This window comes from Streptomyces sp. cmx-4-9, assembly GCF_046548835.1.
Taxonomy (GTDB): domain Bacteria; phylum Actinomycetota; class Actinomycetes; order Streptomycetales; family Streptomycetaceae; genus Streptomyces.
In genome coordinates, this window is the sequence record NZ_JAEBEE010000006.1 from 289722 (window position 1) to 309304 (window position 19583).

The window sequence follows — 19583 nt, forward strand, 5'->3', positions numbered from 1 at the left end:
CTGAACTGTCGCGAAGAGCGCTGGGCCATCACGACTCCCTTCTGCTGCGGTGTGTTCCCTGCCGGGCGTGTCCCCGGCTCCCCGGACCGCCGTACTCGTCGGTCCGCACCCGGCACGTCGCGTCGCGCTCCCGAGGGGAGCCGCGCGGTCATGTCCTGTGTCGGTGCCGGCCGGGTCCACGTGTCGCTCCCTGGCGGCGATCACCACTTTCGGCCCACCGGCACCACGAGTGGAAGGGCGACCGGGTGGCCGGAAGCGTCCCTGGCCCGATCTGGCCGGGGTGAGGGAAGGGTGGCCCCGGGCGGTCCCGGGGGCTCCCCGGGCGACATACGCGGCACGCGCGCGGACGCATGACGTGGGGGCACACCCGGGTGAGGAAGCGTCATGTGGTCGGAGTTCTCCGGAGCCGGGAACGCGGGACCGCGGGAACGCAAGGAGGAGGGAAACAGGGAGGCGGGGACGCAAGGAGGCGGGGAGGTGGGGAGGCGGGAGAGTGGGCAGGAAAGCGGCTGGGCGAGCGGGAACCGGAGTCGCGGAGCAGCGGGGTGCGCCTGGACGCTTGTGGCCCAGGCCGCTTGAGGCCAGGCCGTCGGCCTTCCACGGACGATGGGCAGCGGGGAGGTTGGGTGAGGCGCGTCCGACCCGCCGCCGGCCACACGGCCCCCCGGGACCCATCGGCGCGGCGTACGAACCTCCCTCAGCACCCACCGATGCCGGGATCACCATGCCTGTTCACACCCCAGCGGCCGTACGAGCCCCCCGCCGACCGACCGGGACGGCCACGGCGGCCGGCCGGGCAACGGCAGGGCCGGGCCGGGAAGCCGGCCGGGTGCGGCAGTCGTGGCGCCGTCCTCGTCCGTACGCCGCAGGGCCGCGGGCGAGGACCCGAACCAGCACAGGGCCCCCGCACGCCGCCTGGCGGCGAGGGCCCTCGGCGGGACGGGATCAGCCCGCCCGGCCGGGCAGCCAGCCGTGCTGCACGGCGCGGACACCCGCCTCGAACCGGCTGCGTGCGTCGAGCCGCTCCATGAGGTCGTTCGCGATCCGCCGGGACGTCCGGGTGGACACCCCCAGCCGCTTTCCGATCGTCTCGTCCGTGTGCCCCTCGGCGAGCAGCCCGATGACGGCGGCCTCCTGCGCGCTCAACCCGTGCACGTCGCGGACCGGCGCCTCACCCAGCGGGTGCGCCGCCTCCCAGACACTCTCGTACAGCGCACACAGTGCCGTCAGCGTGCCCTGCCCGGTCAGGACGACGGCGCCGCCCGAGGTGTCCTCGCAGTTCACGGGGATCACCGCGGTCGACCGGTCCACGATGACCAGCCGGGTGGGCAGCGCGGGCACGGTGCGGACCTGCCCGCCCAGCGAAGCCGTCCACCGGGCGTACTCCACGGTCGGCCGGTGGTGGCGCACGCTGTCCAGGTACACCACCCTGGTCCGCACCCCCCGCCCCAACAGTTCCGCGTCCAGCGGCCGGGACGCGGCGATGTTGTCCTCCGTCTGCGGCCCTCCGGGCGCGAACGTCATCACCTCGTCGCGGACCTCACGGGTCAGGCGCGCGAGGCAGTCCCGGATCCGGTCCAGGCCGATCAACTGCTCGACGCCCGGGCTCGCGGTGGCCGGCCGCAGGTCCGCGTACTCGGAGATCAGCTGCGCGGCGGCCGCGCGGGACGCCGCCAACCGCTGCTGCTGCGCCGCGATTCCGGCCTGCTGCCGGGCCATCAGGACCTCCATCCCGAGATCCGGCGAGACCGCGCGCAGCCCACCGCTGTCGGCCGAAGGCCGGACCAGCGCGAGCTCGCTGAGGACGTCAAGTCCGTCACGGACCTGTTGCTCTGTGGCGCCCGTACGCGCGGCCAGAGCGGCGACCCCGCCCCCCGGATCAGCCAGCATGGCTCGGTAGACGGCCTCCGCCATCGTATCGAGCCCCAGTGCGGTCAGCATGAAATTTCCCCCCCAGAATGTGCCCGTCTCCAGCACAAGACGATCATCATATGCCTGCGGGGGACGGCAGAAGGAAGGCAGATGTACCTCGTACACGCGCACGTACGACCGCCCGACGAAGGCAGCGAACTCCCGCCTGACCTGCGCACTCTGCTCCATGGATACGCCCGCCCCGAGGACGGCCTGGAGCACGTCAGCGTGCACGCCGACGCGCCCGCGGGGCCGGTGCTGGGCCTCTACCTCCTGGCCGACTCGCTGGCCGGAGCCGAAGCGACCGCGACCGCCCTCTGCACCCGGCTGCTGGCGGGCGACCGCGCCTTCGCGCACTGGACCCTGCTGCGCGCGGAAGCCCCGCTCATGAGGCTCGACGGACCCTGGGAACCGACGGGACCCTGGGGACCGACGGGACCCTGAGGTCCGGACGGACGTCGAGCACCGGAGCGGGCGGCCCCGCCGGCCGGCCACCGCGCTCCGGCCGCCCGGGAGTGGACACAAACGGCCGCAGCCGCTTCCGGCCACCCGCCCGCCCTTCCACCAGCACCGGCCTGCGACGACAGTGGTTCTTGCCGAAGGGACAGCAGTCCCGAAAGCGCCGGACCGGAAAGCGCCACCGCGGGGCGCCACCGGAACCGGTCACCGTCCGCACCACCCTCGTCCTCAGGAACGGAAGCACCCCATGCCGCACATGCGCATCGCCCGGGCCGCCGCGGTCCTCGCCCTTACCGTCATCGCCCCGCTCGCCGCCGGCACCACGGCGACGGCCGCCCCGGCCCCTTCCACTCCCACCGCCACCGCCACCGCCAGCGCCACCGTGCAGGGCAACATGGGCTGGCAGTAGGCCCCGCGCCTCCTGACGGCAACGGCACCCCTCGCTGTCGGTGGCTGGTGACAAGATCACCAACATGACGTTCATACGCACTACTCCGCCGCGGCCTGTCGAGGTGGCCGCAATCTTCCCTGAGCTGGCACCGCTGGCACGCCCCGCCATACGGCTGCATCCGCGTCAGGGGTCGCCGTCGGTCAGGGACAGCTCGGTCGGCGGACCGTTGCTATGGCCGGCAGGAGAGGCGTGGCCGCACTGCGAAGACGCGCACCTGCACGTGGACAGCGGCTGCCGCCGGTCACCGACCGAAGTACGGCTCACGAGACTCTTGCAGTACCGGCGTCGCCCAGACGTCCAGCCCGCGCTTACGCCCGAGGAGGAGGCGCTCAAGGAGCGCAATGCTGCGTGGCTTGCCAGACGGCTCGAAGCCAGTCCTCCGAGGCCCGCCGAATGCCCAGTCCCGATGTTGCCCGTGGCTCAGTTGTTCCTGCGTGACGTACCCCTGTTGCGGCCGCCCGGACAGGCTGATCTGCTCCAGATCCTCTGGTGCCCGTATGAGCACGATCCGGATTACAAGCCGGCGACCGCACTGTTCTGGCGGTCCGCCGCGGAGGTCGGCGACGTCCTCGTCGCACCACCGGAACCGTACGAGGCGGACTATCCGGGTTACGTGCCGGAACCGTGCCTGCTGGCGCCAGAAGCGATCACCGAGTACCCCAACAGCCTGGATCTGAGTCCAGAGCTGCAGGAGACGCTGGAGGACTGGAACAGGTGGCAGGCAGGCGGGGCCGACGTGGCCAGCTCCTACGCGGCGTATCCGCGCGACTTCTATTCCATCCATCTGGGCAACGCACCCGGCTGGAAGGTCGGCGGCTGGCCCCCGTGGGGCCGTACCGACCCGATCGCCCGGTATTGCGCCGTGTGCGAGGCACAGATGACCCCGCTGCTGACGATCGCTTCCCGGGAATGGGACGGCGACGAAGGCTGGGTGCCGCAGGAAGACCAGGCCGCCGCCGGTGGGACTCACTACGCGGGCCAGAACCCCGCGCAGCCGACGGAGGTAGAAGTAGGCAGCACGGACAACATGCAGATCTACGTCTGCCCGACCTCCCCCGAGCATCCGCACACCGACTTGATCCAATGAGCTGTCCCAGCTGTCCCAACTGGCCTTCCCACCCCGCCAACCCGTGACAGAAGGGCCACCGAGCGTCAGCCGCGACAGCCACGGCCAGGCCGAAGGCCTGCCAGAGCCCGGCAAGATCGGGTGAGGTCATCCTGCGACTTCGGCGGAGACCCCACCGCCGTGCGGTGAAGGTACCTCTTCCGACAGCGGACCGACCACGACCCACCCGCGTGCCGGATCAGGTGCATGCCCTCGGCGCCGGTCCCCATCTCCTCGAACCCGACGGGGTAAGCGCCCAGCGGGCAGTCGCCCCGGGCCGAGGGCGCTGGTGAGGTGTCCACGTATGGATCGGGCCCATCCTCTTGACGTTGCGGTGGCCGTCATCGCTCGTCGGCCACTGTAGGAGTTACGCGGTGGCTGTGTCCTGGCTGCGGGAGTGCGCGACGAGGGCGTGGGCGGCGCTGGGGTGGGCGGGTAGCAGGGTGTCGAGGCCGGTGAGGTGCAACAGCCGTTGCAGGCGGTCGGGGATGGCGGCGAGGACCAGGGTGCCCTCCGCGGTCTTGGCGCAGCGGTAGATGCCGACGAGGGCGTTGAAGCCGGAGGAGTCGCAGAAGGTGACGGCCTGAAGGTCCAGGATGAGGTGGCGGTGGCCTTGTTCGATCAGTGCCAGGGCCTGGGTACGCAGGTGCGGGGCGGTGTCGATGTCGAGTTCTCCGGCGACGTGGGCCAGGGCGAGGTCGCCGTCGGTGTGCTGTGCGGTGAGGCGGAAGTCGGTCATGGTCGGGTCTCCGGCGTCTCGCCGGCGGGGGAGATGGAGTGTGAGTGTGCGGTGGCGGTCGCGGTGAGGCCGTCCTTGATGTCGGCGCGGGGAACGGACAGGGATAGCAGGGCGACGTCGTCCCCCGCCCCATGGGGCATGGCGTCGAGGAGGCCGACGGTGTCCTCTATGACCGCCGCCGCGCTGACGGGTGCGGTGCGGGCGGCAAGGAAGCGGGTCAGGCCCTCTTCGCCGATCATTTCGCCGCCCAGGGTGCGGGCCTCGGTCAGCCCGTCGGTATAGAGGAGCAGTCCCTCACCCGGGGCGAGGTGGAAGCTGCGGGAGGCGAAGTGCGCCTCGGAGATCGCCCCGATGAGCATGCCCCCCTTGAGCTGCACCGCTTCCACCGCCCCGGAGCCGCGCAGATGGTAAGCCGGCGGGTGCCCGCCGGTGGCCACCGTGACGGTGAAGCCTTGCCTCTCGTGCGGTTCGAGGATGCCGAAGACGGCCGTGCAGAACCGGGTGCCGATCGCCGGGTCAAGCAGCAGCGCCGTGTTCAGGGAGGTGAGAACAACGTCGGGGTTCGGGTCGATCAGGGCTGCGGCGCGCAGGGTATAGCGGGTCAGGGAGGTCAGGGCGGCGGCTTCGGGACCCTTGCCGCACACATCTCCCAAGAAGAACGCCCACCGCGTACCGTCGAGAGGGAAGACGTCGTAGAAGTCACCGCCGACGTTCTGAGGGGAGGCGGTGGCGTAGTGACAGGCCAGTTCCAGCCCCGGTACCACCGGCAGGGCCGGAGGCAGCAGGGTCCGCTGGAGGGTGGAGGCGAACGCCTCGATGGCGCTCTTGTCCCGCTCCGCGCGCTGCCGCGCCTCCTCCTGCTCCCGGCGCCGTTCCTGCTCGGCGCGCAGGGCGTTCAGAGCCGACAGGCGCACTTCCAGCTCGTCAAGCACGATCGAGGCCAAGTCCGCGAGAGTTGCGGTGTCGTCCTCGGTGATCAGGCGAGGCTTGGTGTCGAGAATGTTGACGGTGCCCAACCGGTGCCCGTCGCCGGTGATGATCGGCGCGGCGGCGTAGAAGCGCACCCCCATCGGCCCCGTGACCAGGCCATTGTTGAAGGCGACGGGGTCGGTGAGCGTGTCGGGGATCACCAGCGTCTCGTCGGCAAGGATCGCCGAGCCGCACAGGCCCGGCTCGCGGCTGATCTCGGTGACGCCGTCCAGCCCGTGGCTGGCTTTGAACCAGATCCGGTCCTCGTCCACAATCGTCACGCTCGCCACCGGCACCTTGAACAGCCGGGCCGCCATCGCTGCGACACGGTCGAACGCGCCGTCGGGCGGGGTGTCGAGGATGTTGTAGCGGCGCACCGCATCCATCCGGGCCGCTTCTTCCACGGCACTGAGCGCCTCCTGCCCCGGCAGGCCTGCCGGGCTGGTTGCGTGTCCGGGTTGCGGCATCGTCTACCTCTCCTTGCCGCGCCGGCGTCGGTGCCGACGACTGCGGCAGCCTAGACCAGCCCCCCGTCGGCCGGTAACCAGCGCTCGACACGAACGGCTCGAGCCACGGGCCGGTCGGCTCCGGCATATGCAGCCACCGCCTCCCTGAAGGCGGCCGGCCCACCGTGTATCCCTGGTGCAGAGAAGCCATCGAACATGTTGACGATTCGGGGGGGGAGAGGGGACATCCGACGCTCGCCCAGACCGCCGAGTACGCTCCACTCCGGCGCCCTGGCGAGCGGCTTCGCGGCGGAGCAAGAGTTATGGACAGGGCATGAGTGTGTCCGTTGTCCGTTGTCCGTTGTGAGGCGGGAGTGGTCAGGGCGACGTGAGCCGACAGCGACGACTGGCTCAACCCGAGTTTGCCGTTTCAACCTCGGCGCGAGATGAGCCGGGCGAGTGCCTCTGAGGGTCGGCAGAGCCACGCAACACGTGGGCTTGTGACCACGAACCAGTGGACACTGATTTGGCCCCGCTCCTTGTCCAGGATCACTGGAGCCTCAGGCCGGTGGACGCAGCGGAGGAATCGACGGCGGATCGGTCCTCCAGCTATCAGCAGCACTGGTGAGGCGACAAGGACGGCCAACGGGACCAGGACCCTCGCGGCGGTGAGCTTCGCCTTCTCCTCGTATCGCACGCGCTCAGCCTGTCGTCTAACCTCAACTCCTTTAAGGGGTGGGTATGGATCAAGCGGTCTTCGAGTCCATCAGGTACTCAGCAGGGTGCCAGAACTGCGGTGCGGAGTTGGAGTGCTGGGGCGTCCATGCCCTGGTCCATGGCTCCTTGTGCTGGGACACGGAGTCCAGGTGCTCAGCCTGCGGGTTTGCGGTAGCTGACTGCGGCGGTGATCTGCCTTCCGAGCTACGAGGTCGGCTGCTCTCCGAGCGAGGACCGGCCCGCCTCCAGGTAGATCCATCAGCGAGGAACGCCGCGATCATGCGGGTTCTGCGGGCAGAACTCGGCATCGGTCTTGATGAAGTCAAGACCCTGCTGAGAGAGGTCTTGGCCGGAGATCACTCAGGCACGATGCCTGAGATGGAGTTCCTGGCCCGCAAGCTGCGGAAAGCCGGCGTCGATGCTGTTGCCGCTCGGCCGCAGAGGACCTGACTGGCTATTCAGCTGATCTCCGAGGTTTGATGCCAACCTGGTGGGAGCTGGGCGGGGGTGCGCCTCACCGGTGCCAAGGACGCGCCCGATGCAGCGGGTGGCGGGCGGTCGGTTCTTCGAGCCGAGGGGACAGCCGGGGCGGGTGGGTTTTGGTGCATCAGCCGGTGTTGCCCAACGCAAGTGGGGCCGTGGACCGCGCCAGCGACTGCCGACTGAGCCTGGGGCCACTTACGACCGGCCCATGATGATCACGAGGTGGGCTGCGACTGCGGCTGCGACTGCGGCTGCCGCGGCGCTCGCCCTTCTCCTGCCCGCCACCACCCACGCCGCCGCCGTACGTGTGGCCGGCCGCCGTGCCGCAGATCGTGCCGACTGGCGTTGCGGTCTGCGCACTGCAGCTCGGAGCCGAGGAACGCACCGCTACCAGTGCACCAGGCAAGGACTGGAATGCCGACGCCAACGCCTCCCGGTTGTCATAGCCGGGCGGAGGTGCCGATCACGGAAGCGTTCGAAAGGCCCGGGCTGCGCGCTGACCGGTGGGGTGCGTTGGTCGTACTGCGACGAGCGGCCGATGACCTCGGCTGGCCCGCTGGACATCGACCACGTGGTGCCCCTCTCCGAAGCCTGGGCCCGCTCGAACCGCTGCAAGTCCCACCAACACCCGGCGCAGTGGCTGCCGCCGATGGGCTCGCAGGATGTGCAGTACCGGTACGGCGCTGAGTGGGGAGCGACGAAGCTGCGCTGGAATCTGTCGGTCGATGAGTCCGAGCGGGACCGGCTGCCGGACATCGAGGCCGACTGCGGACGCATGCAGGTGGAGTTCGCCCCGGCTTCGTAGACAGCCGGCAGAGCTGAGGCCCCCGTCGCGCGGGGGCGGCGGCCTTTCGCTGTCGATTCGCAGGAGTACGCCGGGGAAAGTCGCCCACGTCCATGCCGGACAACGGTGTGCCCCGCCCGCCGGTCACTACCGGGGCGCCCCCGTGGTCCCGTCGTCGCCGACGGAGCGCGCCCACTGCACTCTGCGCTGCTGCGCAGGCTCGTGCGTGCCGCCGCAGAGCGGGTCCAGCTCTCTCGGTTCGTGCCAGGCACGCGCTACCCGGCACGGAACCCCACCCCCGGCCCACCCCCGGTCCGCCTCCGGTCCGACGACGCAGGGACCCCGTTCGACTCCCGTGCGCACAACGATCTTATGATCGATGCCTGCCGAGGGGGAGGCGCACCATGTCAGGGAATTCCGAACGGGAATCCGTTTTCGAAAGTGCGAGCAGCGCGGACCAGGACGCAGGCCTGCGACTGAACAGCGGTCCACCTGGGCCCTACGCGCCAGGCGTCACGCCGGACCCGGTGGTCCCGTACGCTCCGGGCGTCACCCCGCCCTCGGGAGGACTGTTCACTCCGGGCGGGTACCAGGACTTCGCTTCGACGCCGACCCAGAAGAAAGCCGCGGCCGACACGATCGAGACCGAGCTGGAGCCGAACACCAAGAAGGCCTCGGAGTACGCGGACGACGCCACCGGGTCGGCCCAGAAGGGCTTCGAAGGCTGGGACACGGCCGCCGGCCTGAAGAAGATGGCGGACACCTGGGACCAGCAGGTGAAGACCTTGATGGGCCGCCTCGCCGGTGAGAAGAACGCGCTGCGCGGCGCCTCGGGTCTCTTCACTCACAACGACACCGGCCTCCGCAACCAGTTCCTGTCGCAGTCGAAGCTGAACGGCCTGTAGGGGGACCGCTGTGCCTACGTACCACGACGTCATGACCACGGACCTCGGCCTGCTGACGACGGCGGCCACCAAGTGGGACGCGATGGCGGGCGAGTTGCACAAGGTCGAGGTCCGCTACGGCGACACGGTGCAGAAGATATCGACCGGCGGCCAGAACTGGGCCGGTGTCAGTGCAGGGGCCGCACAAGCGGGTTTCGCGGCGACCCGCTACGAGTACTCGGCCTCGCAGATCCAGGCCAAGGCGATCGCCGACCTGTTGCGGGACGCCCATGCGCAGTTCACGGACCTGAAGAAACGGGTCGAGAGTGCCCGAGCCGAGGCGATAGCCGCCGGCATGACCGTTTCGGAGCAGGGGCGCGTGGCCTTCGACTACGCGAAGCTCACCCCCGCCGAGCGCAGCGCCTACCAGCACGACCCCGACGGCGAGACCTCGATCCGCACCGCGGTCGCCAAGTGGCAGCAGCACATCGACGATCGGGTGAAGGCCGTCACCCAGGCAGACGAGCACGTCAAGATCGCCCTCGATGCCGCCGGAGTCGACAGCAACAAGGACAACTTCGGCAAGGGCGCCGACCAGACCCTCAGGGGTTTCAACGCGGGCGCCGAGGGAGAGTTGGCGAAGGTTCCGATGCCGGGAGCAGCCGACAAGGACGCCACCACGAAGACCGACGGGTGGCAGTCCGAGGGCAAGGCCTCGGCGACCGGTCCCGGAGGAGGTGCTGCCGCCTACGGCCCTCAGTACGGCAAAGAGGTTTCGGCCAAGGCCTATGCCGACCTCGGCCATGCCACTGCTGAAGGATCTCTGACCAACGGGTCCATGAAGCTTTCCGGGATCGCCGACGCCTATGCGGGGGCCCGGGCCACCGCCAACGTCGGGTTCACCGAAGGTGGCCTCACCGGCAAGGCCGAGGCGTCCGTGGGCGGGCGGGCGCTGGCGGAGGGCCGGGCGGAGTACGGGCACATGGGCTATTACGTGCGCGGTGAGGGATTCGCCGGAGCCGAGGCCGGAGTCAGCGCGGGGGCGAACCTGAGCGGCGTCAATGCGGGTGCCAAGGCGTTCGCCGGGGCGAAGGCCTCGTACGCGGGAGGTGGAGAGCTCGCCGGGATCGGCGCCGGGGGGACGGCCGAGGGATGGGCCGGGGCGGGCGCCGAGGGAAAGGTGACCTTCGGCAAGGGCGAGGACGGCAAGTTCCACATCGGTGGCGAACTCGGCGTCGCTATCGGCCTGGGCGGAAAGCTGGGCGGAGAGTTCACCGTCGACCCGGCCAAGGTCTCGGCCGCCGCGAGCGACGCCGCCGACGCCGTCGGGGACGCGGCCGGTGCGGTCGGCGACGCCGCCGGCTCCGTCAAGGACGAAGTCACCAGCTGGTTCGACTGATGTACGTTTCCGTGGAAGGAAGGACCTGAATGGCCACGACTCTGCCCCTCCCGATCGAGTTCCGCCTGCCGGAGGGCTGGATCCCGGCACCGCCGGACGAGGTCGACGCTCCGACCGTGGCCTTCGTCGCTCTGCACCCGCGGGCGGACGCCGGGTTCACTGCCAACATCACCATCGACGGCGACTTCCTTTCGCAGGGTGAGACGCTGGAAGGCGTCGCCGATGACGCGGTGGAGCGCCTGCGCGACGGCGTCGAGTCCGTGGCGGTGGTCCAGCGTAGCGGCGTCGGATCCGCGGAGGCTCCCGGCCTCACCCAACGGCTGGCACTCACGGCGGTCATCGCCGGCGTGCGCCGCGACCTCGTCCAGTCGCAGGTCTACCTGGCCATGCTGGACAGCACGGACGTGAAGCGGCGCGCCGTGATCCGGATGATCCTGACCGCCACCGCGACGCAGCACGACAGCGTCCTGGAGGACTTCCAGGACTTTCTCCGCACGGTCCGCCCGGACACCGGACAGGAGCCCTCCGGCGGGCCCCGGTAGCGGCTGGTCAGGCGAGGCGCGGGCCGGGGGCATCCGCTCCTGCTGCGGGGGGATGTTGTGGTCGGGGCCGGAGGTTCGTAGGTTGGGCGGATGGGCTTCTTCGACAGACTGACCGGCACTGAGCACCCCGACCGTGGTAGGGCCCCCCGTTCCGCGGAGGAGGTCCGGGCAGCGCTGCTCGCGCTCAACGGGCCGGACGTGCCGTTCGTCGTGCGCGGGGGTGACCCTGAAGGTGCCGACCTGGTGGCGGAATGGCGGATCTCGGACCCCGCCTGGCACACCTTCTTCGTCCGCACCCAGGTGAGCCGGGTCACCCAGTTCAGGATGCGTCTGATCCCGGCTTCCCATGAAGTCCGCACCGTCGACCGCCAGTTCGAGGTCTCGTGGGTCGGCGGTACGCCCAGGCTGGCCGTTTCGGCCGAAGGGTCGCGAGGGCAGGTGAAGACGGTGTCGTGGCGCCGGTCGGTCGAGCGGGGAGCCGAAGGCGACCTCCAGGCGACAGAGTTCTACCGCTTTGACACCTCGGACATGAAGGACCCGCTGCGGGCCGCGGTCCTCGGCGCTGGGTGGACCTGGCGCGGAGCGGTCTTCAAGCTCTGACCTCCGCCTGCCGGGCCCGCCCGGGGGCGCGGGGTTCGGACTACTGGGCAGCCAAGCACATCGAATCCGTCTACAACCGCACCGAGAAGTCGGCCTGCCTCTACGAAAGGCATCCTCGGCGATCACATTCCGCGCTCTTCCGGTCGCCTTGGACCGGACCGGACCGGACCGGACCGGAGCGGATCGGATCGGAGCGGGGCGCGACGCCGCGCTGCCGTGACCCCTCTCAGCTTGATCTTCATCTACCAGCATCTTCCGGGCTTGCCAATGGCCTTCAAGGTGGCCTCGGGGCGCTGGACGGTTTTGTCGACGTCATAGCGGGGTGCCCGTTGCGTTCTCGGTGCCGGATGGCCGGCCGGGTCCGGCGCCTTGAGGTGTGGGAGCACAGACCGGGCAGGCGAGATGAGCGCGGATGTCGGCGGATCCGGGCCGGGGTGAGCCGGTCGGAGGTGGTGGGTTGCTCCCAAGGCGAGGGGGCGCGGAGCACCGAGTGGATCTCGCCGAGTTCGATCCGGAACCCCGATCTTGACCTGGTAGTCGAGACGGCCGATGAAGTCCAGCCGGCCGTCCGGCCGTCCGGCCGCCAGTGCACCGTGTCGCCGGTGCGGACAGACGCCCACTTGGACGGCGGAAGGGGTACGCCACGAAGCGTGTCGCCGTCAGGTCGGTCCGGTCACGGTAGCCCTGGGCCACGCTCGTGGATTTTCGTTGTCAGGTCCCCGCGTGATCGGCCGAGCGCGTGATCGTCCCGTTCGTCCGTCCGGTGCTTCTACCTTTCGGCCGTTGGCGGCGGCGTGTTGGTGGGCACGGACGATGTTGGAGTCGATCTGGACCAGCCAGTCGATGTCGCCGGCTGCGTCGGCGTTGGCCTGGATCTGCTGGAGAGCCCAGGGGGGCAGAAGAACACCGAGGGTGAGAGCAGCTGGTTCATCAACATCGTGGTCGGCCTGCCCGGAGCCTCCTGTGGCATCGAGGGAAGCACCGGCGACGCCAGTACCAGGCCCTCAGCGCACGAAAAGGGCGGGAGTCGGCAAGTATCGGCGGTCAAGTACAGCAGCGCGGGAGCGTCTCGACCAGCGCCGGTCTGGGCACCTACGCCTCGACGGGTACCTGCTCTGGCGGCATACAAGTCGCGCTTTCATTAATGAGCAAAATGCATGAAGGAGCTAGAAGATGACGACGAAGGACATGGCGGTAGGAGCCTTCCTACTGATCGCAGGCGGCGGACTCATCGCAACGCGCGGCCTGTTCTTCCGCCGCGTTCAGGGAGGCAGCGGGGTTTTCAGCCGAGCGAACGCCCGGCACCCCAAGGCCGCCGGATCCGCACCCGTCGTCATCTGAGGATTCCTGATCATCCTCAGTGTCCTCTGCGCGGGAGTGCTCAGCGCTGAATGATCACTTCTAGGTGGCTCGGCAACGGACGCGGCTACCGGCGACCCGAGTGCCCCGGACCGCCGACCGTCTGACCCCGCTGCGCTCCCTAAGAACTCCTAACTCAATGCGGATCGGAGTCGTCTCCAGCAGATGAGTGAGCAGGCGAGCTTGAGGAAGGCCTCGTGAATGTCGTGACGGATCTCCCAGCGGATGCGGAGGCGTCTGAACCAGTGCAGGAGCGCGATGGTCTGTTCCACTACCCAGCGTTTGGTTCCCAGGCCTGAGTTGTGTTGATTGCGTCGGGCGATGCGGTGTCGGATCTTCCTGCTTCGCAGGAGGGCGCGGTTGGCCCGGGAGTCGTAGCCGCCGTCTGCGTAGACCTCGTCGGGAAGGCTGGCGGGAGCCGCCGCAGCGGCGGCGGGCTGCACCTGCTGAAGCAGGTGCTCCCACGTCCCGTCGCCCGACCACAGCCGGTGGCGTTCGTAAACGGTCTTCCACGGTCCGAACCGTTCGGGCAGGTCACGCCACTGCACTCCGGTCCGCACCCGGTGCAGAATCCCGTCGATCACCTGCCGGTGGTCCCGCCACCTGCCGCAACGCCTGTTACTGACCGGCAGGAACGGCCGCAGCCGTTCCCACTCTGCATCACTCAGATCACCCCGCCCCATGTCCACATCAACGATCCGCACCCGCGGCAGTAACCCGCTCCGCCGGATCCGTCCTAGTCTCCGGAGAAGCCGAAGATTCCCAGGTGAGTCGGCCTGTCATCGGAGTAGAGGACGATGTAGTAGCCGGTCCATCGCATCTGACACTCGCCGAAAAGGCTCCGCTCGTGCTCCTCATGGCTCGCAGCCTCATTGGCAGCGGCAGCGAGCTCTTCGTACTGCCCGACCGTCGGGCGGTCGGCGCCGAAGTGGTGCACCACGCGGCTGAGTGCCAGAGGGCGCAGGGTGCCGTAGTCAGCGATACCGGACTGCGTCGGAGGGGCATCCGTGGCAACAACCCTGTCGATGTCGAGGATCGTATGGGTGCCTTCTTCGCCCATGAACTCCTCATCCGCGTACAGGTCCTGCAGGCTTCGGTAGCGGGCACCGTCGCCGTACTGCTCCTGAAACACCCTTGCCTGCAGCGTCCGCAAGGCCGCCTCAGCATCGCCGTCGTACCCGGTGATGTAGTCCCATCCGCTGGCACCCATTGAGCCACCCCTCCCTGAAGATCGTGAATGGCCGAACGGTAACGGCGGGGACTGACAACGCCGGGGCTATGGCCAGAGGTCATTGACCACCACGATGATCGCCCGGACAGGTCCTAGGCCAAGGCCGGCAGGGCCGGGTCAAGAACGTCACCGTCCATGACCTGCCCGCTGCGAAGACGAAGCGCGCGTCCGGCCCGAGCGCGGGGCTTGCGGCCACCACGCGACGCGATCCGCGGCCGGCTCGCTGAGGACGACGGCACGCCGGAGTAGAGGGGCGGACCGGGAGAGGGGCAAGCCGCCGCCGTGAAGACGGCGACAGTTCGCCCCGCGGACGAACGGCGATGTCAGGCGGTCGTAGCCGCGAGGACGCCGATGGAGTCGACGATCTCCTCAAGGCGCACGAATGTCCCGCCCAGCACGATGAAGCAGTGCGCGACACGGACGCTCATCACCCTGCTCGGTGGCCCATTGCACCTGGCCACACCGCTTATGACCTACGACGTCTACGATGGCCCGCCCACCGTCGCCGACCCCATGCAGCTTCCCGGTCCCGACGGCCGGTCGGGCTCCGGAATGCAGCTGCTCGGCTCACTGCTCGCCGCACGGGCACCGGGTGACGGGAGAATCCGGCCGGCTCTCCTGATCACATCAGCCGGTGGGACGCGTCAGTTGCCGGCCAGGGCGAGTCCGGCTTCGCGCGCCTGCTCCTTGGCGGCGGTGTGGTGCTGGTCCGCGAGGTCCCGCAGCTGCTCCATCGCCGGTGTGGTCGCAGCCAGGGTCAGCTCGCGCTTGACCAGGGTGAGGTCGGCCTGCCACACGTCGCGGATGATGCGCTCAAGGTACGAGGTGGAGTGGTCCCAGCCTTCGCGCGGCGTACCGGGGCCGTAGCCGCCGCCGATGGCGGTGATCAGGGTGGTCGGCTTGCCCTTGAGTACGGGGTCGGTGGGGCCCGCTCCGGCGATCACGAGGTCGACCCACGCCTTGAAGTGCTGGGAGACCCCGAAGTTGTAGAACGGCACCGCGAGGACGACCGCGTCCGCGTGGCGCAGCTCTTCCACGAGCGTGGCCGCGAGAGCCACTGCGTCGCGCTGGGCCGGGCTCCGATCCGCCTCGGGGGTGAAGTTGGCCGTGGTCGCCAGCGCCCAGGCCTCGGAGGGGAGGGGATCGGTGGCGATGTGCCGTCGCGTCACGGTGGCGCCGGGGTGTGCGGCGGTCCACTCGGCTTCGACCAAGGAGGCCAGTTCGGCGCTGGCCGAAGTGGTCGGAAAGATGCTCGCGTCCAGGCGGAACAGGTTCATGGGGGAACTCCTCAAGGGCAGGGCAGATCTAGGGGCGGCCGGCGGAAAGGTCTGGGCAGGCACCTCGCTGACGCCATAAACGGACTATACCCCGCTTAAGGCGGAGGGCGGTAGGTTGGACAGGTGAACGGATCCCCTATCCCCCTGGGCCGGCCCCGCCCAGAACGCGCCGACGCCGTGCGCAACCGTGAGCTGCTCCTCGCGACCGTCCGGGAGATGTTGGCCGACGGGGGCGCCTGCAGCGTCACGATGGACGCCCTCGCCGAACGCGCCGGCCTGGGCAAGGGCACTGTCTTCCGGCGCTTCGGAACCCGCGCCGGCATCTTTCGCGCCCTGCTCGACGCCGACGACCGCGCCTTCCAGGAACAGGTCCTCTACGGTCCGCCTCCGCTGGGTCCGGGGGCGCCGGCGCTCGACCGCATGGTCGCCTACGGGCAGGCCAGGATCGCCTTCCTGCTGGACCATCACAGCATCGCCCGCGCGGCCCTCGACCGGAACCAGCCCGTCCCTGCCGGCCCCGCGTCGATCACGCGTGTGCACCTGCGCGTCCTGCTGGGACAGGCCGAAGTCGATCTTCCCGACCTGGACAGCCTGGCCGTCCAGCTGACCGGCGCCCTCGAAGGCCCGCTCCTGCTGTTCCTGGCCATGCCCGAAACCGACAGACCCCTCTCCTCGGCCGAAGGCCGCCCGCTGGCCGACAGCTGGAGCGTCCTCGTCCACCGCCTGCTGAGCGCCCCGCCCGACCACGCGACCGACTGACCGCAAGCGCGGTCACGGGCCCCGCGCGCGGGGCGATGGAAGGGCGTACGAGCCCTTCACCCGGGCGGCGGGGACCGTCCGTGCGCAGCCCACCGGCCAGCCGGGCACCGAGGCACAGGCCCTTGGGGGGTGGCGCGCGCCGGGTCGGGCGCGTTGGTCACTCTTCGTGAAGGGCGATGAGATCGGTGGTCCCGGATCCCCACGTGCTCGGGACGTCGAGCGGGCAGAGGCTGCAGGAGGACGTTACGGACTTCGGCCCGTTCGGGTGCTGCGTGCTGTACGGCGTCACCACCTGGTCGTAGCGGGTCGCGATCACGGTGTACCGCGCGCCGGCACGGCACGGTGTAGCCGCCCGCCGTGAGCTGCGCCTGTCAGCGAGCGCGGGGGCCCTGCCGGAGATCAACTGCTGCGCCGTCCGGATCGCAGGGGGAGCAGGCCCTGGGCAAGGGCGGCCGCTGCTCGGCCACGCCGCTGATCACGCCGTCCGCAGTGCGGTAAGTGCCCGTCAGGGAAATACTGCCGCCCTCAAGCCACTCCACATCAAGGGCGACCGCCGTATGCCACAGGTCGAGGTCCCCGGCGGCCGACGCCAGGCACTGGCGGCGCGCTACAACGGCGGGTGCATCATCCGTCTCCGGGGCGAGCGGCTGACGACGGCGTCAGAACATGCCGTTGTCGTTGGCTATGAGAGGTACTGCCCTTTCACCCAGAACTTCGCCGTGAGGAGCTGCCGTTCGTCCTCTTCGCTGGCGCGTATCGCTTGCAGAACCGTCGCGTGCCCGGCGGCTGTCAGGTCGACAACGTTGCGACGACGGTACCCGGTGTCCGGATGGCGCGCCACGAGCCCTTGGCATCCAGCCGGTCGAGCAGCGCGACCATCGTGGTCCGGTGGACCCCGAGGCACCCGGCTGCCTGCAGGCGACTCGGGACTACGGCCGTCCACAGCAGTAGCACGCCTAACTCACGCCCGCTGACCCTGATCGGCGCCAAGTGCTCGGCGTATGAGTTCTCACGGCCGACGAGGGCGCGCTTGAGCAGATAGGTCAGTTGCGCACTCAGCTGCGGCCACACGTCCCATTCGGTCGTGATGCTGCTCCTACGCCTTGCGCAGGACGGTTTCGAGTGCGCTGCTCAGCAGGACCGGGCGGGCTGGGGCAGCGCAGGGGCCGTTGACGTCACGGTTCGAGGTCGGTGACTCCCTTCCCTCCCAGGATGTCCAGCGGCACGGAGACCTGGTCGTGTGTGATCAGCCATGCGCCGTCGATCTTCCGGAAGCAGAAGGTGACCCGGACCCACATGCCACCCGCAGCCGTCCCGTCGGGCAACGTGCCGCTCAGGCGGCCGAAGCCGTGTGCGAAGGCCACGTCTTCGCCCACCGTGGGCATCAGGTCGCGTATCTCGTAGGTCACCTCTCGGAAGAAGGCGAACACGTTCGCCCAGTTCTTGAGTTTCGCGTCGATCCCCACGTGCTGGAGCGGCGGGTCGATGTCGAAGGACACCACATCCGTCGAATAGAGCCGCCTCAGACCCTCGACATCCTTGGCCCGGATCGCGTCGATGACCCCGTCGATGTGGCGGCGGATCGCCGCTTCGTCCGTCTCGCGCTGTGTGGGGGTGGCCGTCCGTTCCCCCGTGCTCTGGGCGACGACGTGATCCAGCAGGGTGTCGAGGGCCCTGACGTGGCGGGCTGCCGGCTTGAGCGTCGCGTGGTCCTCGAAGTCGGTGTGCAGCGACAGCGAGACCTGCGGGGTCACCGCACCCATCTGGAGGAGCTCACACAGGGCCCGCAGCTGCCGGGCCGCAAGGGCGCCGCCGCCCACGCCGTAGGAGACGAACCCCACGGCCTTGCGGGTCCACTCCGCGTACAGGTAGTCGATCGCGTTCTTGAGCACGCCGGGGATCGAGGCGTTGTACTCGGGGGTGACCATGACGAATCCGTCGAAGCGGGCGATGGTGTCAGCCCATGTCCGGGTGTGCCCGTGCTGGTAGTGCCCGGCGAGCGCGGGCAGCGGCTCGTCCAGATGCGGCAGCGGGTGTTCGAGCAGGTCGATCACCTCGAATGCGGCGTCGCCGCGGCGGGCCGCCCGCTCATGGATCCACCGGGCGACCTGGTCGCCCTTGCGGCCGGGGCGGGTGCTGCCGATGAGAATGCCGATCCTGGTCATCGCTGTCTCCTGATGTGTCCCACCCGGGCTCTCCGGGCGGTGGCGTCTCTGAGAGGTATGACGAAGCGACCCCGCGGAATGTCAGGCAGAGCCGAGCACCTGACAATCCGGCGTGCTGTCTCGTCGGACCTCCGAGGGACGATCCGAGATCAGGGAGCCACCGGAACCATGACCGATCACGCGAAGCCACGGCACGACCAGTCCGACGCAGCCTTGGACGGGATCATCAGCGAGCGACGGCGGCTGATAGGTCTCGCGTACCGGCTCCTCGGTTCCCTGGCCGAGGCCGAGGACGCGGTCCAGGAGACCTACACCCGCTGGTACGCCATGTCCCGGCAGCGGCAGGACGCCATCGAGTCCCCCGGCGCCTGGCTGACGACGGTCGCCACCCGCGTGTGCCTGGACCTCCTCGGCTCGGCGCGGGTCCGGCGCGAGCGTTACACGGGCGAATGGATCCCAGAGCCACTGCCCGGGCAGACCGGCTGGATCAGCGGGCGCCCAGGCACCGCCGCGACCGATCCCGTGGACCCGGCCGACCGGGTCACACTCGACGAGTCGGTGAGCATGGCGTTTCTCGTCGCCCTCGAATCCATGACCCCGGCCCAGCGCGTCGCACTCATCCTGCACGATGTCTTCGGGTACCCGTTCGCCGAGATCGCCGGGATCACCGGTCGCACTCCGGCAGCATGCCGCGAACAGGCCTCCTCCGCCCGGCGCCGCGTCCGCGCCTCCCTGCACCCTGCAGCCCACCAGGCGGGCCTCGTCAGGGACTTCAAGCAGGCATGGCACGCGCAGGACATCAACGCCCTCGTCAAACTCCTCGCCCCGGGTGCGACGTTCACGGCGGACGGCGGCGGCGTGGTCGCCGCCGCGCTCCACCCGATCGAGGGCGGCGAAGAAATCGCGCGCTACCTCACCGACCTCGCCGGCCGGGCGTCCGGCGGCCTGACGGTCCTGGAGCACACGGTCAACGGCCGGGCCGGCCTGGTGGTCGAGCACGAAGGCGTCGCCGTGGCCGTGTACGCATTCGACGTCGCGGACGACCGGATCACGCACATCTGGGCAGTGCGCAACCCCGACAAACTCCGCCCGTGGACGGCAGGCTGACCAGCCCGGACACCGTCGTACCTCACGTGCGTCCGGACCATCCGCCGCAGCATTCTTTCCCAGCCGGAGCGGCGACTACCGGCAAGCCGACGCGCTCCCTCACCGAAGCCGGGCAGGAGGCACGCCGCCGCATGCTTCCGGCCCGCCGACCGGACGGCGACGTCTCGGGCGCAGCCGGGAGTCCGGCGCTCGGGGG

Annotated in this window: 19 protein-coding genes and 3 pseudogenes; 12 read left to right on the forward strand and 10 right to left on the reverse strand. The window is 69.7% G+C overall.

From position 1 onward, the window contains the following. Window positions 1-945: 945 nt before the first annotated feature. Window positions 946-1941: a LuxR C-terminal-related transcriptional regulator gene (locus ACLJTM_RS20155; protein ID WP_411105045.1), complete on the reverse strand. Its 996-nt coding sequence runs from the start codon at window positions 1939-1941 to the stop codon at window positions 946-948. Window positions 1942-2022: 81 nt separating this feature from the next. Here ACLJTM_RS20155 and ACLJTM_RS20160 point away from each other — a divergent pair, with 81 nt between their 5' ends. The 3 genes from ACLJTM_RS20160 (at window position 2023) to ACLJTM_RS20170 (ending at window position 3908) form a co-directional block, all read left to right on the forward strand. Continuing rightward, window positions 2023-2355 (forward strand): hypothetical protein, encoded by a 333-nt coding sequence (locus tag ACLJTM_RS20160; protein WP_411105046.1) that lies wholly within the window; start codon window positions 2023-2025, stop codon window positions 2353-2355. A gap of 262 nt (window positions 2356-2617) precedes the next feature. Next, on the forward strand, window positions 2618-2779 hold the full coding sequence (locus ACLJTM_RS20165) for a hypothetical protein (protein WP_411105047.1): 162 nt from the start codon (window positions 2618-2620) through the stop codon (window positions 2777-2779). Window positions 2780-2843: 64 nt separating this feature from the next. After that, window positions 2844-3908, forward strand: coding sequence for a hypothetical protein (locus ACLJTM_RS20170; RefSeq protein WP_411105048.1), 1065 nt, complete (start codon window positions 2844-2846; stop codon window positions 3906-3908). Window positions 3909-4293: 385 nt separating this feature from the next. Here the strand turns inward: ACLJTM_RS20170 and ACLJTM_RS20175 are convergent, their stop codons facing one another. Both ACLJTM_RS20175 and ACLJTM_RS20180 read right to left on the reverse strand, forming a co-directional pair. Continuing rightward, window positions 4294-4665 carry an STAS domain-containing protein gene (locus tag ACLJTM_RS20175; RefSeq protein ID WP_411105049.1) on the reverse strand — a complete coding sequence of 124 codons (372 nt, stop codon included), beginning with the start codon at window positions 4663-4665 and terminating at the stop codon, window positions 4294-4296. Further along, window positions 4662-6101: a PP2C family protein-serine/threonine phosphatase gene (locus ACLJTM_RS20180; protein WP_411105050.1), complete on the reverse strand. Its 1440-nt coding sequence runs from the start codon at window positions 6099-6101 to the stop codon at window positions 4662-4664. Before ACLJTM_RS20180 ends, ACLJTM_RS20175 begins: the two co-directional genes overlap by 4 nt. Window positions 6102-7076: 975 nt before the next feature. On the opposite strand from ACLJTM_RS20180, the gene ACLJTM_RS20185 reads away from it, so the two are divergent. Next, complete coding sequence (locus tag ACLJTM_RS20185; protein WP_411105051.1) at window positions 7077-7247, forward strand: hypothetical protein; 171 nt, start codon at window positions 7077-7079, stop codon at window positions 7245-7247. Between the two features lie 4 nt (window positions 7248-7251). On the opposite strand, the pseudogene ACLJTM_RS20190 reads toward ACLJTM_RS20185, so the two are convergent. After that, window positions 7252-7445 (reverse strand): annotated as a pseudogene (locus tag ACLJTM_RS20190) (hypothetical protein); the annotation flags it as partial. Between the two features lie 373 nt (window positions 7446-7818). On the opposite strand from ACLJTM_RS20190, the gene ACLJTM_RS20195 reads away from it, so the two are divergent. The 5 genes from ACLJTM_RS20195 to ACLJTM_RS20215 all read left to right on the forward strand — a co-directional run bounded on the left by ACLJTM_RS20195 (window position 7819) and on the right by ACLJTM_RS20215 (window position 11489). Continuing rightward, a complete protein-coding gene (locus ACLJTM_RS20195) occupies window positions 7819-8085 on the forward strand; it encodes a hypothetical protein (protein ID WP_411105052.1) in 267 nt (88 codons plus the stop codon). A gap of 506 nt (window positions 8086-8591) precedes the next feature. Then, on the forward strand, window positions 8592-8969 hold the full coding sequence (locus ACLJTM_RS20200) for a hypothetical protein (protein WP_411105053.1): 378 nt from the start codon (window positions 8592-8594) through the stop codon (window positions 8967-8969). A 31-nt stretch (window positions 8970-9000) separates the two neighbouring features. Then, complete coding sequence (locus ACLJTM_RS20205; protein ID WP_411105054.1) at window positions 9001-10347, forward strand: hypothetical protein; 1347 nt, start codon at window positions 9001-9003, stop codon at window positions 10345-10347. A 29-nt stretch (window positions 10348-10376) separates the two neighbouring features. Beyond that, a complete protein-coding gene (locus ACLJTM_RS20210) occupies window positions 10377-10889 on the forward strand; it encodes a hypothetical protein (protein ID WP_411105055.1) in 513 nt (170 codons plus the stop codon). A gap of 90 nt (window positions 10890-10979) precedes the next feature. Further along, window positions 10980-11489: a hypothetical protein gene (locus ACLJTM_RS20215; protein ID WP_411105056.1), complete on the forward strand. Its 510-nt coding sequence runs from the start codon at window positions 10980-10982 to the stop codon at window positions 11487-11489. Between the two features lie 676 nt (window positions 11490-12165). On the opposite strand, the pseudogene ACLJTM_RS20220 reads toward ACLJTM_RS20215, so the two are convergent. After that, a pseudogene (locus tag ACLJTM_RS20220) lies at window positions 12166-12340 on the reverse strand (IS5/IS1182 family transposase); the annotation flags it as partial. Between the two features lie 322 nt (window positions 12341-12662). On the opposite strand from ACLJTM_RS20220, the gene ACLJTM_RS20225 reads away from it, so the two are divergent. Beyond that, complete coding sequence (locus ACLJTM_RS20225; protein ID WP_411105057.1) at window positions 12663-12830, forward strand: hypothetical protein; 168 nt, start codon at window positions 12663-12665, stop codon at window positions 12828-12830. Between the two features lie 149 nt (window positions 12831-12979). Here the strand turns inward: ACLJTM_RS20225 and ACLJTM_RS20230 are convergent, their stop codons facing one another. From ACLJTM_RS20230 to ACLJTM_RS20245, 4 genes and pseudogenes are all read right to left on the reverse strand, one after another. Beyond that, window positions 12980-13291: a transposase gene (locus ACLJTM_RS20230; RefSeq protein WP_411105308.1), complete on the reverse strand. Its 312-nt coding sequence runs from the start codon at window positions 13289-13291 to the stop codon at window positions 12980-12982. Window positions 13292-13312: 21 nt separating this feature from the next. Then, window positions 13313-13531 (reverse strand): annotated as a pseudogene (locus ACLJTM_RS20235) (transposase); the annotation flags it as partial. A 53-nt stretch (window positions 13532-13584) separates the two neighbouring features. Further along, the gene (locus tag ACLJTM_RS20240; protein ID WP_411105058.1) at window positions 13585-14058 is read right to left on the reverse strand and encodes a hypothetical protein; all 474 of its coding nucleotides are present in this window, start codon (window positions 14056-14058) and stop codon (window positions 13585-13587) included. Window positions 14059-14723: 665 nt separating this feature from the next. Continuing rightward, window positions 14724-15356 carry an FMN-dependent NADH-azoreductase gene (locus ACLJTM_RS20245; RefSeq protein ID WP_411105060.1) on the reverse strand — a complete coding sequence of 211 codons (633 nt, stop codon included), beginning with the start codon at window positions 15354-15356 and terminating at the stop codon, window positions 14724-14726. Window positions 15357-15479: 123 nt separating this feature from the next. On the opposite strand from ACLJTM_RS20245, the gene ACLJTM_RS20250 reads away from it, so the two are divergent. Beyond that, window positions 15480-16115 (forward strand): TetR/AcrR family transcriptional regulator, encoded by a 636-nt coding sequence (locus ACLJTM_RS20250; protein WP_411105061.1) that lies wholly within the window; start codon window positions 15480-15482, stop codon window positions 16113-16115. A 1175-nt stretch (window positions 16116-17290) separates the two neighbouring features. Here the strand turns inward: ACLJTM_RS20250 and ACLJTM_RS20255 are convergent. After that, a complete protein-coding gene (locus ACLJTM_RS20255) occupies window positions 17291-18280 on the reverse strand; it encodes an NAD(P)H-dependent oxidoreductase (RefSeq protein ID WP_411105062.1) in 990 nt (329 codons plus the stop codon). A 168-nt stretch (window positions 18281-18448) separates the two neighbouring features. On the opposite strand from ACLJTM_RS20255, the gene sigJ reads away from it, so the two are divergent. Continuing rightward, the gene (gene sigJ, locus ACLJTM_RS20260) at window positions 18449-19387 is read left to right on the forward strand and encodes an RNA polymerase sigma factor SigJ (protein WP_411105063.1); all 939 of its coding nucleotides are present in this window, start codon (window positions 18449-18451) and stop codon (window positions 19385-19387) included. The last annotated feature ends 196 nt before the right edge of the window (window positions 19388-19583 follow it).